We start from the raw sequence: 14,112 nt of genomic DNA, 5'->3' as shown, positions 1-14,112 counted from the left end.
CCCTCCGCCTGTAGAGGCGGAGGGCGTTCGCGATGCCGGGTTCGTCAGATCAGGTGGTCGAACTCGCCGGCTTTGACGCCGAGTAGGAAGGCGCGCAGCTTCTCGGGACTCGTGGTGACGATCGTGTCCGGTACGTCGCTCTCGCGGAGGAGGATCTGGCCGTCGGCGTGGGCCAGTTCGACGCAGTTCTGATTGTCGTCGGCCCCCGAGAAGGATGACTTCTGCCAAATGATGTGGTCGGTCATGCCGCTTGACTCACATTTCTTGTGCGATGCGTTGGATGAATTTGGTCGACTCCTCGGTGCCGAGTGAAATGGCGGCGACTGAGTCGAGGAGCGCCCGGTACTTGGCGAGTTGCGCCTCGGCGTCCAGAAATCCGGCGTCGAAAGCGCTGTCGACCTGAACGGTGTCCAGTTGTGGGATCGCGGCACCCGCGTAAAGCATCGGGTGGATCGATCCCGTCATCTGCGCGTCGAAAGGGATGACGTGGATGGTCACGCTTGGCCACAGCGAGACTTCGTGCAGAAAATCGAGCTGGGCTCGGACAATCTCGGCCGGGCCGTACCTCATGCGGAGAGCCGCTTCGTGGATGAACGCCTCGAACTTCGGCGGGTTCGGGCGGTCGAAGATTTCGCGACGCCTCGTGCGGTGCTCCACGCGAGCGTTGATCTCCGACTTCGGCAGGCTTGAGATGCCACTCGTGAACAACTCGCGGGCGTAAGCCTCCGTCTGGAGGAGGCCAGGGATGTAGAGCATCTCAATGGCCCGCAGATACAGGGCGTGATGTTCCAGTTCCGCGAGATCGAGGAATCCCGGTGACAGGATCCCCCGGTACTCCTCCCACCACCCCTTACCGCGTTCCTCGGCCATGCCGGCGAGCGCGTCGACCAAGTGTTTGTCCGTCGCCGAGCAATGCGCGGCGATGCGCCGCACGCGTTCCGCGCTGACCCCGTACCTGCCGGACTCCAGGTGGCTGACCTGGGCTCGTTCCCCGCCCAGGAAAGCCGCGAGCTGGCTTCCGGACATTCCTGCCCGTTCGCGCAGCTTTCGCAGCTCGGTCCCCACCCGCTTCTGCCGGGCTGTCGGATAGGCCCTCGGCGGCATGGACCCCTCCCTCTTCTGGTGCGTATGAGTGTGCCGTCCCACTGTGTCACCGGTCCACCCGTCCGAGTGCGACTGCCGTCACACTGTTGCGCCGTCCCACTGTTGTGCCCTACGTTCTGGATCGCGCCGAGCTTGCCGGTCCGAAGTGCAGCCGCTTCAGCGGCCGTTGCCACGTACGGCGGGTTGCGCACCCCCCCCAGCCACCGGCACAGGGAGACCCCGACATGCCCCCAGTGAGCCCTACCCCCCAACACCACGGCGGCGAGAGCTACCGACTGACCGTGCCCAACACCGCCCACGCCCCCCGCCTCGCCCGGGACTTCGTCAGCACGCTTCTCCACGTCAGCGGCTACGAACCCCTCGTGGACGACGCCCGGCTCTGCGTCACCGAGTTGGTCACCAACGCTCATCGGCACACTCGTACCCGGCAGATCCGGGTCGAGGCCGTCGTCAATCGGAAGCAGGCCACCGTGTACGTCTGCGACAGCAACCCCTGGGCGCTGCCCGTGCCCGGTGGGGGGAGCACCGGAGTCGTACAGGAGGACGGGCAGGGGTTACGGCTCGTCGAGAGTCTGGCCCGTGCCTGGGGGCTCACCATCTACGGCGGGTGCGTGCCCACGTACAAGGCCGTCTGGTTCACCCTTGCTCGCTGAGGGGGCATGGGCCTCGCGGACAGCTCAAGTGCCGCCCAGCGCTTGCACAAGCCGCGACCGGTAGCGGGTCACCGGCTCGTGGTCGGAGGCTGTCATCCGCGTCAACTGGTCGAGATCGGCGATCAGGTCAACAACGTCGCCGCGGGGAGGCGGGGACTCCAGGAACGCGGAAAGGGCGTCTTCCGCTTCCTCCCAGCGGGCCACGGCGCACAGGCCGACGACGAGATTTCCTCTGCCGTTCACACCGCGGTCGCCGGGTTCTTGGGCATCCCTAGTGAAGAACTCGATGGCCCGGACGAAGTCGGGGCCGCCGTCGCCGCGTCCGGAGGCGTGAAGGGTCAATGCCCGTTCGTGGAAGGCCCAGCCGTTCGTAGGGTCGAGTTCGATGACGCGGCTGAAGTCGGTCAGGGCTTCGTCGTAGCGGGCCAGGGATTGGTAGGTCTGGCCTCGGTCGGCGATGGCCCAGGCGTAGTCGGGGTCCATTTCGATGGCGTGGTTGAGGTCGGTGAGGGCTTCGTCGTAACGGCCCATGAGCCGGTAGTTCTCGCCTCGGTGGCAGATGGCCCACGCGGAGTCGGGGGTGAGTTCGATGGCGCGGGTGAAGTCGGCGAGGGCCGCGTCGTGGCGGCCCAGGGATTGGTAGCTCTCGCCTCGGCTGACGATGGCCCACGTGTAGTCGGGGGTGAGTTCGATGGCGCGGGTGAGGTCGGTGACGGCTTCTTCGTGGCGGTTCAGGGATTGGTGGGTCTGGCCTCGGCTGGCGATGGCCCACGTGTAGTCGGGGGTGAGTTCGATGGCGCGGTCGAAGTCGGCGAGGGCTTCCTCGTAACGCTCCTTGAGTCGGTAGGTCTCGCCGCGGTTGGCGATGGCCCAGGCCGAGTTGGGCATGGTTTCGATGGCGCGCGTGAGGTCGGTGAGGGCTTCGTCGTAGCGTTTCGCCACTCGGTGGTTCAGACCGCGCTCGGCGATGGCCCAGCCCAGTTCGGGGTTGAGTTCGATGGCGTGGTTGAGGTCGGTGAGGGCTTCTTCGTGGCGGTTCAGGGATTGGTAGGTCTGGCCTCGGCTGGCGATGGCCCACGCGTAGCGGGGGGCATTTGCGATGGCGCGGTTGAAGTCGGCGAGGGCTTCGTCGTAACGGCCCATGAGCCGGTGGTTCTCACCTCGGTCGGCGATGGCCCAGCCCAGTTCGGGGTTGAGTTCGATGGCGCGCGTGAGGTCGGTGAGGGCTTCGTCGTAGCGGTCCAGGGACTGGTACGTCTTGCCTCGGCCGGCGATGGCCCACGCGTATTCCGGGTCCATTTCGATGGCGCGGTTGAGGTCGGTGAGGGCTTCCTCGTAGCGGCCCAGGGATTCGTAGGTCATGCCTCGGCCGGCGATGGCCCACGCGTAGTCGGAGTCCATTTCGACGCCGTGGTTGAGGTCGGTGAGGGCTTCGTCGTAGCGGCCCATGAGCCGGTAGGTCTCGCCGCGGTTGGCGATGGCCCAGGCCGAGTTGGGGTTGATCTCGATCGCGCGGCTGAGGTCGGTCAGCGATTCTTCGTAGCGGCCCAGCGATTGGTAGGTCTCCCCGCGGCTGGAGATGGCCCAGTCCAGTTCGGGGTCGAGTTCGACGGCGTGGTTGAGGTCGGTGAGGGCTTCCTCGTAGCGGGCCATGAGCCGGTAGGTCTCCCCGCGGCCCGCGTAGAGCCGTGCGGAATCGGGGGCCAGTCCGTAGACCGTCGCGTAGTCGGCCAAGGCGTCGTCGTAGTCCCCCGCGAATCGGTGGTCGCGCGCGCGGACCAGGCGGGCCAGTGCGCGGGCGGCGGCGTCCAGCTCAGGGGCGGTGAGCAGCGCCGTCAGTACGGCGATACTCGCCCCTTCCTGTTCCGCCGTGGTCTCGAGGCGTTGGCCCCACGTGCCGAGCACAGGCGAGTCGGCGTCGCGGCCCGCCTGGCCGAGGACCTGGGCCCAGCGGCGCAGCGTGGTCAGGTCGTGGTCGATCGCGTGGACGGTCTGCAGGAGGGCGTCGGGCAGTGCGGTGCGGGGGGCCGCGCACAGGCGGTGGTAGGTCTCGTTGAGGCGGTGTTCGCGCCAGGTGGCGTCGTCCCAGTACGCGTGGGTGTCGGCGTCCGTGCCCAGGCCGGCTTCGACAGCTCGGCGCCATTGCTCGAAGGCGTCGGCCAGGTGGGTGTGCTGCTGCTGCCATTGGGTGGGCGACTGGGTGCGTTGCAGGCGGAGCATCGTGTCGCGGACGACGTCGTGGTAGCGGCAGCGGCCGGCCTGGTGGGAGACGAAGGCCAGGGCGCGAAGCCATGGGTAGCCGTCGGCCGTGGAGTCGGGGGCGGCGACCCGGTAGATGTCCTCGTCGAGTTGGAGGGGCAGTGCGCAGGCCCGCGCGGCTTTGCGGCGCTCGGTGTCCGGTTCCCATTTGAGGAATCTCTCGACCGCGGTCTCGGAGCGGTCGATGACGGTCTCGTCGGCGTTCCGGCCGCCGCGGGCGAGCATGTCGACCAGGAGCGGCAGCCGCCCTGACAGACGCAGGACCAGTTCGACGTTCTGCTCGCTGGTGACTCCGCGAGCGGCGAGCAGCGTGCGTGCTTCGTCCTCGGTGAACACGTCCAGGCCCACCTCGACGACCTGGCCCAAGTGGTCTCCCCAGACGCGGGGTTCCAACTGCGACCGGCCGGACAGCACGATCTGCGCGTTGACCGGCAGGGTGCCGTGGTCCTCGGTGAAGATGATGCTCTGCAACCAGGCGTCCAGGACCGGGCCGGTCCGCTCGTACACGTCGAAGAACAGCACCACCCGCTCGCACCGCTCCGCCACCTCCGCCAGATCCTCCAGGAACACCGGCGTCAGGCCCGCCAACGGCTTCATCACGAGTTGTACGTCATCGTGATTGCGCAGCCGTGTGTTCAGCATCGCCCGCATCCGGTCCGCCCCGAGCGCGACCTGTCCCGGATCCATCGCTCCGGCGAACGCCCCCACCACCGGCAGCATCCCCAGCCCCGCCAGGCCCACCTGTGCCGCGACCATGCTCGACGGCGATGCCGGTACGGGCTCCCCGGAGCCCGCTTCCCCGGCGGCCGGTTGCTGCGCGGGTGCTGTGCTCTCCGCCTGGTGACGGCGCTGCCGGTAGGTGGCGAGCTGTTTGTCGAACTTCTTCAGCGGATGTCCCTGCCGGCCCAGCCAGGCGCTGACCGTCTCCATCGCTTCGAGCGCGTCGTGCACCTCGTCGTCCACGAAGGCGGTGACCACCGACGTCTGCTCACGCGCGGTCGCCTCCCACTGGTGCACGAGCGTCGACTTCCCCACCCCGCCGTTGCCGTGCACATGGAACAGATAGGGGAAGTCGACCTCCTCGGGATTGCGCGCGAACGTCTCCCGGAACACCGCCAGTTCCCCACGGCGCCCCACGAACCCCGCACTCCCGCCACGCCGATTGATCTCCTGCCGAGACGGCCTGCGCACGGCCACACCAACCACCCCCTGGATGAGGGTTCATGATGTCGCGTCACCTGGACGGCCGGTACCCCCGACCGGGTCGACGCGCCGGAGCGCGCGTCAGGCCCGGTGCCGAGACCGCGGCACCGGGCCTGACATGAGGAAGGGTTACGCGGGGTCGACGCGGGAGATGCTGCCGCCGAGGCCCAGCGCGTACAGCTCGCCGTCGCCGTCCTGGACGAAGGAGATGACCTCGCCGCCGTTGACTCCCAGGTCGCCCTGGCCGGTCACGGCACCGTTCTCGATCGTCAGGGTGCGGAGCGTGCCGTCGCAGTAGTCGCTGTAGACGTACTGCCCCTGGAGATCGGGGATCGCGTCTCCTCGGTAGACGAAGCCGCCGGTGACCGAGCAGCCCAGGCCGTTGCGGTCGTACTCGTGGACCGGCGGGACGTGGTTCGCGGGCTCGGTGCCGCCGCGGAAGGGGTGGTTGCCCTCCATGGAGGCCCAGCCGTAGTTCTCGCCGCCCTTGCTGTCCCCGGAGGCCCAGTCGATCTCTTCCCACTCGCTCTGGCCGACATCACCGATCAGCATGTCGCCCGTGGCGGAGTCGAAGGAGAAGCGCCACGGGTTGCGGAGCCCGTACGACCAGATCTCGTCCTTCGCGTTGGGGTCGCTCACGAACGGGTTGTCCGCCGGGACGGCGTACGGCTCGGCGCCGGCCGGGTCGATCCGCAGGATCTTGCCGAGCAGGGTGTCGAGGTTCTGGCCGTTGCCCTGCGGGTCGCCGCCCGAACCGCCGTCGCCAAACGCGATGTAGAGATAGCCGTCGGGGCCGAACTTGATGTCGCCGCCGTTGTGGTTCTCGAACGGCTGCGTCTGGGTGAGGACGGTGCGCCGGGTGTCCGGCTGGATCGCGCCGTCCTGTACCGCGAACTCGTCGATCGTGCTGGTGCCTTCGAGATTCGTGAACGAGATGTAGAAGTGCGCCAGTTCGTTGTCGAACGCGATGCCCAGCAGGCCGCGTTCGCCGTCGGTGGTGGTCTCGGCGGAGATGTCGAGGACGGGCTCGCCGAGGCCCTGGTCGGTCAAGACCCGTACGGTGCCCGCGCGTTCGGCGATCCAGACGGTGTCGCCGGGGCCGGCGGCGCCGGCGACAGGATTCTGGGCGGTGGCCACTTCCGTGAGCGCGACCGACGCCTGCTGTGGGGCGGCGGCGGTGGGCTCGTCGGCGGAGGCCGGGCCCAGGGCCAGGGTGCCGATGAGGCAGATGGTGCCGATGATCGCCGAGCTTCTGGTGCGAACTTTCACCGTGACTCCTAGAGGCGGCGAGTGGGGGGACCCGGCTGCTCGGGCGGAGCTGTGCGCAGTTGTAGGGGGCGTCGCCCGTGCCAGCACGCAACCTGGGTGGGGGGATTGAGTGCTACTGGTCACGGGTGAGGATACAGAGACAGGTGTGGTCTGGCCTAGACCAATACCCGTCCATTTACCTCGGCCGATTCGACGTCCGCCGACTTGCCGCCGCCGCCCTGCCTCTACCCATGGGACGGCCCGGTGCCGCGAGCGCGGCACCGGGCCTGACCTGAGTAGGGGTTACGCGGGTTCTACGCGGGGTCGATACGGGAGACGCTGCCGCCGATCGCGAGCACGTACAGCTCGCCGTCGCCGCCCTGCACGAAGGAGATGACCTCGCCGTTGGTGACGCCGAGGTCGCTCTGGCCGGTCACCTTGCCGTTCTTCAGCTTCAGGGTGCGCACCGTGCCGTCGCAGTAGTCGCTGTACACGTACTGGCCCTTGAGGGCCGGGATCGCCTTGCCCCGGTAGACGAAACCGCCCGTGACCGAGCAGCCCAGGCCGGTGCGGTCGTACTCGTAGACCGGGGGTGTGTGGTTCGCGGGCTCCGTGCCGCCCCGGAAGGGATGGGTGCCCTCCATGGAGGCCCAGCCGTAGTTCTCGCCGCCCTTGCTCTTCGCCGAGGCCCAGTCGATCTCCTCCCAGTCGCTCTGGCCGACGTCGGCGATCAGCATGTCGCCCGTGCCGGAGTCGAAGGAGAACCGCCAGGGGTTGCGGAGCCCGTACGCCCAGATCTCGTCCTTGGCGTTGGGGTCGTTCACGAACGGGTTGCTCTTCGGGATCGTGTAGGGCTTGCCGCTGTACTTGCCGCCGGCCGGGTCGATCCGCAGGATCTTGCCGAGCAGGGTGTCGAGCTTCTGGCCGTTGCCGTGCGGGTCGCCGCCGGAGCCGCCGTCGCCGAGTGCGATGTAGAGGTAGCCGTCGGGGCCGAACTTGATGTCGCCGCCGTTGTGGTTCTCGTACGGCTGGGTCTGGGTGATGACGGTGCGCCGGGTCTGCGGCTGGAGCTTGCCGTTCCGCAGGGCGATCTCGTCGACGGTGCTGGTGCCTTCGAGGTCCGTGTAAGAGATGTAGAAGTGCGCGAAGTTCTTGTCGAACGCCACGCCCAGCAGGCCGCGTTCGCCGTCGGTGGTGGTGTCGGCGGAGATGTCGAGCACGGGCGCGCTGAGTCCTTGGCCGGTCAGGACCCTTACGGTGCCCGCGCGTTCGGCGATCCAGACCGTGCCACGCGGCCCGGCGGTGCCGGCGATGGGGTTCTGGGCCTTGGCCACTTCCGTGAGCGCCACTTCGGCCGCCGGACGCGGGCCGCGAGGCTCGTCGGCGGAGGCCGTGGTCAGTGCGAGGGAGGCGGCGATGAGAGAGATGGTGCCGATGATCGCCGAGCTTCTGGTGCGAACTTTCACCGTGACTCCTAGAGGCGGCGAATGGGGGACCCGGCTGCTTGGGCAGTGTTGGGTGGGCGTCGCCCGCGCCGGCGCGCAACCTGGGTGAAGGATTTGTGTGCTGCCGGTCACGGATGAGAATACAGAGACAGGAGTGCTTGGACTAGACCAATGCGCCGGTCCGTTCGCCGCCTCGCCCACCACCCGACCGCCCGCCCGGCCCACCACCCGGACCGCCTCCCGCGCCGACTACCCTGGGCAGTCGATCCATCCGTCCCGTAGCAGGAGTGAAATGGCCGTCAATCTGGTCAATGTCGAGGCAGTCACCAAGGTGTACGGCACCCGTGCGCTGCTCGACGGTGTCTCTCTCGGCGTCTCCGAGGGGGACCGGATCGGGGTCGTCGGGCGGAACGGGGACGGCAAGACCACCCTCATCCGGATGCTCGCCAAGCTGGAGGAGGCCGACACCGGGCGGGTCACGCACAGTGGCGGGCTCCGGCTCGGGGTGCTCACGCAGCACGACTCGCTCGATCCCGAGGCCACCGTCCGGCACGAGGTCATCGGGGATCTCGCCGACCACGAGTGGGCCGGCAACGCCAAGATCCGGGACGTCCTCACCGGGCTGTTCGGCGGGCTCGACATGGCCGGGTTCCCGCAGGGGCTCGACACCGTCATCGGGCCGCTGTCCGGTGGCGAGCGGCGCCGGATCGCCCTCGCGAAGCTGCTCATCGCCGAGCAGGACGTGATCATCCTCGACGAGCCGACCAACCATCTCGACGTCGAGGGCATCTCCTGGCTGGCCCGGCATCTGCGCGAGCGCCGCTCCGCCCTCGTCGTCGTGACGCACGACCGGTGGTTCCTGGACCAGGTCTGTACGCGGATGTGGGACGTGCAGCGCGGCGCGGTGCACGAGTACGAGGGTGGCTACTCCGACTACGTCTTCGCCCGCGCCGAGCGCGAGCGCATCGCCGCCACCGAGGAGTCCAAGCGGCAGAACCTGGTGCGCAAGGAGCTGGCGTGGCTGCGGCGCGGCCCGCCGGCCCGTACCTCCAAGCCGCGCTACCGCATCGAGGCCGCCAACGAACTGATCGCGGACGTGCCGCCGCCCCGCGACACCTCGTCGCTGATGAAGTTCGCCAACGCGCGCCTCGGCAAGACGGTCTTCGACCTGGAGGACGTCACCGTCCAGGCCGGGCCGAAGGTGCTGCTCAAGCATCTGACCTGGCAGCTCGGCCCCGGCGACCGCATCGGCCTCGTCGGCGTCAACGGCGCGGGCAAGACGTCCCTGCTGCGCGCGCTCGCCGAGGCGGCCCGTACACAGGGCGACGTCCAGCCCGAGGCCGGGAAGGTGATCGTCGGCCGGACCGTCAAGCTGGCGTATCTGTCCCAGGAGGTCAGCGAACTCAAGCCCACGCTCCGGGTGTTGGAGGCCGTGCAGCAGGTGCGCGACCGGGTCGACCTCGGTACGGGACGGGAGATGACCGCCGGGCAGCTCTGCGAGCAGTTCGGCTTCAGCAAGGACAAGCAGTGGACGCCCGTCGGTGACCTGTCCGGCGGTGAGCGGCGCAGGCTGCAGATCCTGCGGCTGCTGATGGACGAGCCCAACGTGCTGTTCCTGGACGAGCCGACGAACGACCTCGACATCGAGACGCTCACCCAGCTCGAAGACCTCCTCGACGGCTGGCCCGGTTCGATGGTCGTCATCAGCCACGACCGGTTCTTCATCGAGCGGACCACGGACAAGGTGTACGCGCTCCTCGGCGACGCCGCCCTGCGTCATCTGCCGCGCGGTATCGACGAGTACCTGGAACGGCGGCGCAAGGTCGTCGAGTCGGCGCCTCCGGCGTCCGCCCCGGCGCGCTCCGGCGGAGCACCCGCGCCGGCCGCCGCGCCCGCCGCGTCGGCGAAGGACAACCGCGCCGCGAAGAAGGAACTCCAGCGGATCGAGCGGCAACTCGACAAGATGTCGACCCGCGAGACCACCCTTCACGGACAGATCGCCGAAAGCGCCACGGACTTTGACAAGGTGGCGAAACTCGACAGTGAACTCCGTGAACTCGTCGCGCAGCGCGACGAGTTGGAGATGCGCTGGATGGAGCTGGCCGAGGACGCGTAGAGGTCCGGTACAGACCTCGTAACGACAGCATCACGGGCCGGTCCTCCCTTGGGAACAGGGGCGGACCGGCCCCTCCCGTACAGGGGTGCGAGTGATACAAAGAAGGCCCGCTCGACTGACGTGACACTGCGGATTCCCAAGCCCGAATCGCTCCATTCCGGTGGCCCCGGCTGACACGAACGACAGCCGATTTCCAGCCAGCAGGAATAGCGGGGGAGACCGATCGGACGAAGGACCGTACGACAAGGGGGAAGCGCTGATGACCCAGCCGCCCAGCCAGCCACCGCCGCCGGGACAGCAGCCGGGCCAACAGCCGGGATACGGGTACCCGCAGGGGCCGCCGCAAGGGCAGCCGCAGTACGGCTACCCGCAGACGCCGCCCGTCCCCGGCCAGCCGCCGGGCCAGCCGGACCAGCCGGGGCCGTACAACCAGCCCGGCCCGTACGGGCAGCAGCCGCCGCAGGGCCAGCCCGGCCCGTACAACCAGCCGGGTCCCTACGGCCAGCAGCCCGGCCCTTACAACCAGCCGGGACCGTACGGCCAGCAGCCCAACCCGTACGGCGGTGGCGGGGGCTACCCGCCCCAGCAGTTCCCCGGCGCGCCCACCCCGCCCCCGGGCGGCAACGGCGGCGGCAGCTTCTTCAAGCGCAAGCCCGGTGTCGTCATCGCGGCGGCCGTCGCGGGGCTGCTCGTCATCGGCGGCGGCACCTGGTTCTTCGCCGGCGGTGACGACGACAGCGGCGGCAAGAAGAACGTCAGCAAGGACAAGGACGCCAAGCCCACCGGCGAGTCCACCCCGGACGACGGCGACGGCACCGGCGGCGGGCGCGACGCGCAGGACGACCTCAACGCCGGGCGCAAGGACGGCGAGTCGAAGGTCCTGTGGCTCCAGAAGAACGACGTCGACCTGCCGAAGAACGGCGCCGACGTGTACGGCCCGTGGTTCGCCGGCGATGTCGTCGTCAAGGCCATGTACAAGAAGATCGCCGGCTACAGCGCCGCGGACGGCAAGCAGAAGTGGACCCTCACCCTGCCCGCCGAGGTGTGCGCGGCCCCGTCGACGTCCACGGACGACGGCAGGATCGTTCTCGGGATCAAGGACGGTGTCTCGGAGAAGTCCGACTGCTCCGTCCTCCAGGAGATCGACCTCAAGACCGGCAAGGGCGGCTGGAAGCAGGAGCTGAAGCAGCAGGGCAACTTCGACTTCCTGTCCGACATCACCCTCTCCATCAACGGCGACACCGTCTCCGCGGCCCGCACCGGCCACGTCAACGCCTTCCGGATGAGCGACGGCAAGGCGCTCTTCGACAAGGTGCCCGGCAACTGCCAGCCCAACGCCGTCGCGAGCGGCCCCCGGATGATCGCCGCCGAGTCGTGCCCCGGCGGTGACATCGACAAGCAGCAGAACCAGGTGCAGGAGCTGGACCCGACCACCGGCAAGGCCCGTTGGACGTACAAGCTCAAGACCAACTGGGAACTCGACAAGGTCTATTCGAGCAACCCGATCGTCCTGTCGCTGACCGAGCCGGACAAGAAGTCCTGGGCCATCGTCGCGCTCAACGACAACGGCACCGTGCGGTCCCAGATCGACGGCGGCAAGGACAAGTTCCAGCCCAACTGCGGTGGCAGCTTCATCGTGTTCGGCGCCAACCTGGACGGCTGCACCGGCGTCGCCGCCGACGCCAACACCTTCTACATGGCGACGCAGCCCAGCGAGACCGGATCGAAGGGCACCAACGAGGTCGTCGCCTTCAACCTCGCCAACGGCAAGGCCAAGTGGCGCGCCAAGGCCCCGGCCGAGCGCGTCATGACGCCGCTGCGGATGGAGGGCGCGAACGTGGTCCTCTACTTCGAGCCGGCGTACGACAAGGGCGGCGCCATCGCGACCCTGGCGCCCACCGGAGGCGCCCCGAAGGTGCTGCTCCAGAACCCGGAGTCCACCTCCGAGATCGAGAACTCCTTCTACGACTCCGAACTGGACTACGTGGGCGGGCGGTTCTACGTGACCAGCAGCCGGGTCAGCGCCACCGACGACAAGGCGGAGATGGAGACGAAGACCATGATGGCGTTCGGCAAGTGACGCGCCGTGTCTCTCCTTCTCTCCCGCTCCGTACGCACACTCATCTCTCCGAGGTAAGCACGCCATGACGCAGCCGCCCCAGCCGCCCAACGAACCCCCGCAGGGCGGGTTCGGCAAGCCGCAGGAGCCACCCGCCGGTGGCTTCGGCGCCCCGACCGAGCCGCCCCCTGGCGGGTTCGGCGCCCCGACACCGCCGCCCGAGCAGCCCGGTTACGGCTACCCGCAACAGCCTCCCGGACAGCCGCAGTACGGCTATCCGCAGCAGGGCCAGCCGCCGCAGCAGCCCCCCGGACAGCCGGGATACGGCCACTCGCAGCAGCCGCCGACCCAGCCGACGGGACAGCCGCAGTACGGGTACCCGCAGCAGGGCCAGCCCCAGTACGGCTACCCGCAGCAGCCCGGCCAGCCGTACACCCAGCCCGGCCAGCCGTACACCCAGCCGGGCCAGCCGTACGTCCAGCCCGGCCAGGGCGGCCCCGGTACGCCCGGCGGCGGCAAGAAGATCAGCACGCAGGCGCAGATCATCATCGCCGCGGTGGTCGCCGTCGTCCTGATCGTCGGCGGTGGCGTCTACTTCGCCTCCGGCGACGGTGACAAGGACGACCAGGCCAAGACGTCCGACTCCAAGGACACCAAGAAGGACGGCCAGGACGACAAGTCCCTCGGCGGCGGCAAGGAGAAGCCCCCGGCCAACACCAAGTCGAAGGTCGCCTTCCAGCTGCCGCAGCCCAAGGTCGGCGACATCACCGACGTGTCCGGCTCGTGGATCACCGACAAGGCGTACATCAAGACCGGTGTGAACCAGATCGTCGCCTACGAGCCCGACACCGGCAAACAGCTCTGGACCATCCCGCTGCCCGGCCAGGTCTGCGCCGCCTCGCGCCACGCCACCGAGGACAACAAGACGGCCGTCGTCTTCGCCGCGAGCAAGCCGACCGCCAAGGAGAAGTACGTCCAGTGCACCGAGGTCGGCGCGATCGACCTCGCCCTGGGCAAGCTGCTGTGGACCAAGTCGGTCACGGGCGGCAACGCCGGTGACGACAAGGCCGCCTTCCGCGAGGTCACCCTCAGCGGTACGACCGTCGCCGTCGGCGGTACCGACGGCGGCGCGGCCTTCGACCTCGGCTCCGGCGCCAACCTGTGGAAGCCCGAGATCAAGGCCGACGGCTGCTACGACATGGGTTACGGCGGCGGCGAAGGGCTCGTCGCGGCCCGCAAGTGCGGCTCGTACGACAACCCGACGGTCATCGTCCAGAACCTGAAGCCGTCCGACGGGTCGCCGATCTCCGAGTTCAAGCTGCCCGCCGGCGTCGAGTACGTGTCCGTCGTCTCCACCAAGCCGCTCGTCGTCGCGGCCGACGTCGGCGACACCGCCGGTGACGGCAGCAGCATCTCGGACTTCTTCTCCATCGACGAGAAGACCGGCAAGCTGCGCGCCAAGATCCCGGTGGACGGCGACAAGTACGCGGCCAACTGCGGGGCCACCGAGGTCGAGCAGTGCAGCAAGCTCGCCGTCGGCAACGACAGGATCTATGTGCCGACCGAGGAGCACGAGGGTACCGGCGAGGACTACGGCCAGACCAACGAGATCGTCTCCTTCGACCTCGCGACCGGCAAGGCCACGACGGACCGGGCCGACGCGGGTGAGCGCTACGCGATGTACCCGCTGCGCATGGACGGTTCGAACATCATCGCGTACAAGTGGCCGCCCTACGACAAGGGCGGACAGATCGTCTCCATCGACGGCGGGACCTTCAAGGAGACGGTTCTCATGGAGAACCCGGGCGAGGAGTCGGTCCGCGAGGCCGAGACCAGCTTCTCGCTGGACGGCGCGGAGGTCCGGTTCGCCAACGGCCGGATGTACACCTCGGAGACGCTGATCAGCGAGCCGAGCACCGCCGGTGACCGCAAGGAGTACCTCGTGGTGGGGTTCACCACGAACTAGCGTGAGCTTGTAGCGCGCGTGTGTGTTCCCGATCGCCGGGCGGGCCGTCTGTACGCGGC

The 14,112-nt window shown here is 68.7% G+C and carries 9 protein-coding genes; 4 read left to right on the top strand and 5 right to left on the bottom strand.

Translation table 11 applies throughout. The features are described from left to right. Window positions 1–44 precede the first annotated feature (44 nt). Both ACFUN8_RS33560 and ACFUN8_RS33555 read right to left on the bottom strand, forming a co-directional pair. The gene (locus ACFUN8_RS33560; RefSeq protein WP_383646131.1) at window positions 45–245 is read right to left on the bottom strand and encodes a DUF397 domain-containing protein; all 201 of its coding nucleotides are present in this window, start codon (window positions 243–245) and stop codon (window positions 45–47) included. Window positions 246–255: 10 nt separating this feature from the next. Beyond that, window positions 256–1,104: a helix-turn-helix domain-containing protein gene (locus ACFUN8_RS33555; protein WP_383646128.1), complete on the bottom strand. Its 849-nt coding sequence runs from the start codon at window positions 1,102–1,104 to the stop codon at window positions 256–258. A 224-nt stretch (window positions 1,105–1,328) separates the two neighbouring features. Here ACFUN8_RS33555 and ACFUN8_RS33550 point away from each other — a divergent pair, with 224 nt between their 5' ends. After that, the gene (locus tag ACFUN8_RS33550) at window positions 1,329–1,757 is read left to right on the top strand and encodes an ATP-binding protein (protein ID WP_383646125.1); all 429 of its coding nucleotides are present in this window, start codon (window positions 1,329–1,331) and stop codon (window positions 1,755–1,757) included. Window positions 1,758–1,781: 24 nt separating this feature from the next. Here the strand turns inward: ACFUN8_RS33550 and ACFUN8_RS33545 are convergent, their stop codons facing one another. From ACFUN8_RS33545 to ACFUN8_RS33535, 3 genes are all read right to left on the bottom strand, one after another. Next, entirely contained in the window at window positions 1,782–5,153 is a 3,372-nt protein-coding gene (locus tag ACFUN8_RS33545) for a tetratricopeptide repeat protein (RefSeq protein ID WP_383646122.1), read from the bottom strand. 195 nt (window positions 5,154–5,348) lie between these two features. Then, entirely contained in the window at window positions 5,349–6,488 is a 1,140-nt protein-coding gene (locus tag ACFUN8_RS33540) for a PQQ-dependent sugar dehydrogenase (RefSeq protein ID WP_383646119.1), read from the bottom strand. 293 nt (window positions 6,489–6,781) lie between these two features. Next, window positions 6,782–7,933, bottom strand: a complete 1,152-nt coding sequence (locus ACFUN8_RS33535) for a PQQ-dependent sugar dehydrogenase (RefSeq protein WP_383646116.1) — start codon at window positions 7,931–7,933, stop codon at window positions 6,782–6,784. 271 nt (window positions 7,934–8,204) lie between these two features. Between ACFUN8_RS33535 and ACFUN8_RS33530 the strand changes: the two genes are divergently transcribed. The 3 genes from ACFUN8_RS33530 (at window position 8,205) to ACFUN8_RS33520 (ending at window position 14,053) form a co-directional block, all read left to right on the top strand. Then, complete coding sequence (locus tag ACFUN8_RS33530) at window positions 8,205–10,028, top strand: ABC-F family ATP-binding cassette domain-containing protein (protein WP_383646113.1); 1,824 nt, start codon at window positions 8,205–8,207, stop codon at window positions 10,026–10,028. 259 nt (window positions 10,029–10,287) lie between these two features. Beyond that, window positions 10,288–12,108: a PQQ-binding-like beta-propeller repeat protein gene (locus ACFUN8_RS33525; protein WP_383646110.1), complete on the top strand. Its 1,821-nt coding sequence runs from the start codon at window positions 10,288–10,290 to the stop codon at window positions 12,106–12,108. A 64-nt stretch (window positions 12,109–12,172) separates the two neighbouring features. Continuing rightward, complete coding sequence (locus ACFUN8_RS33520) at window positions 12,173–14,053, top strand: PQQ-binding-like beta-propeller repeat protein (RefSeq protein ID WP_383646107.1); 1,881 nt, start codon at window positions 12,173–12,175, stop codon at window positions 14,051–14,053. The last annotated feature ends 59 nt before the right edge of the window (window positions 14,054–14,112 follow it).

The sequence above is a fragment of the Streptomyces sp. NPDC057307 genome (genome assembly GCF_042667665.1).
GTDB lineage: Bacteria > Actinomycetota > Actinomycetes > Streptomycetales > Streptomycetaceae > Streptomyces.
Note: the sequence above shows the minus strand (reverse complement) of the source record. Positions and strands in the feature narration are given on the sequence as shown.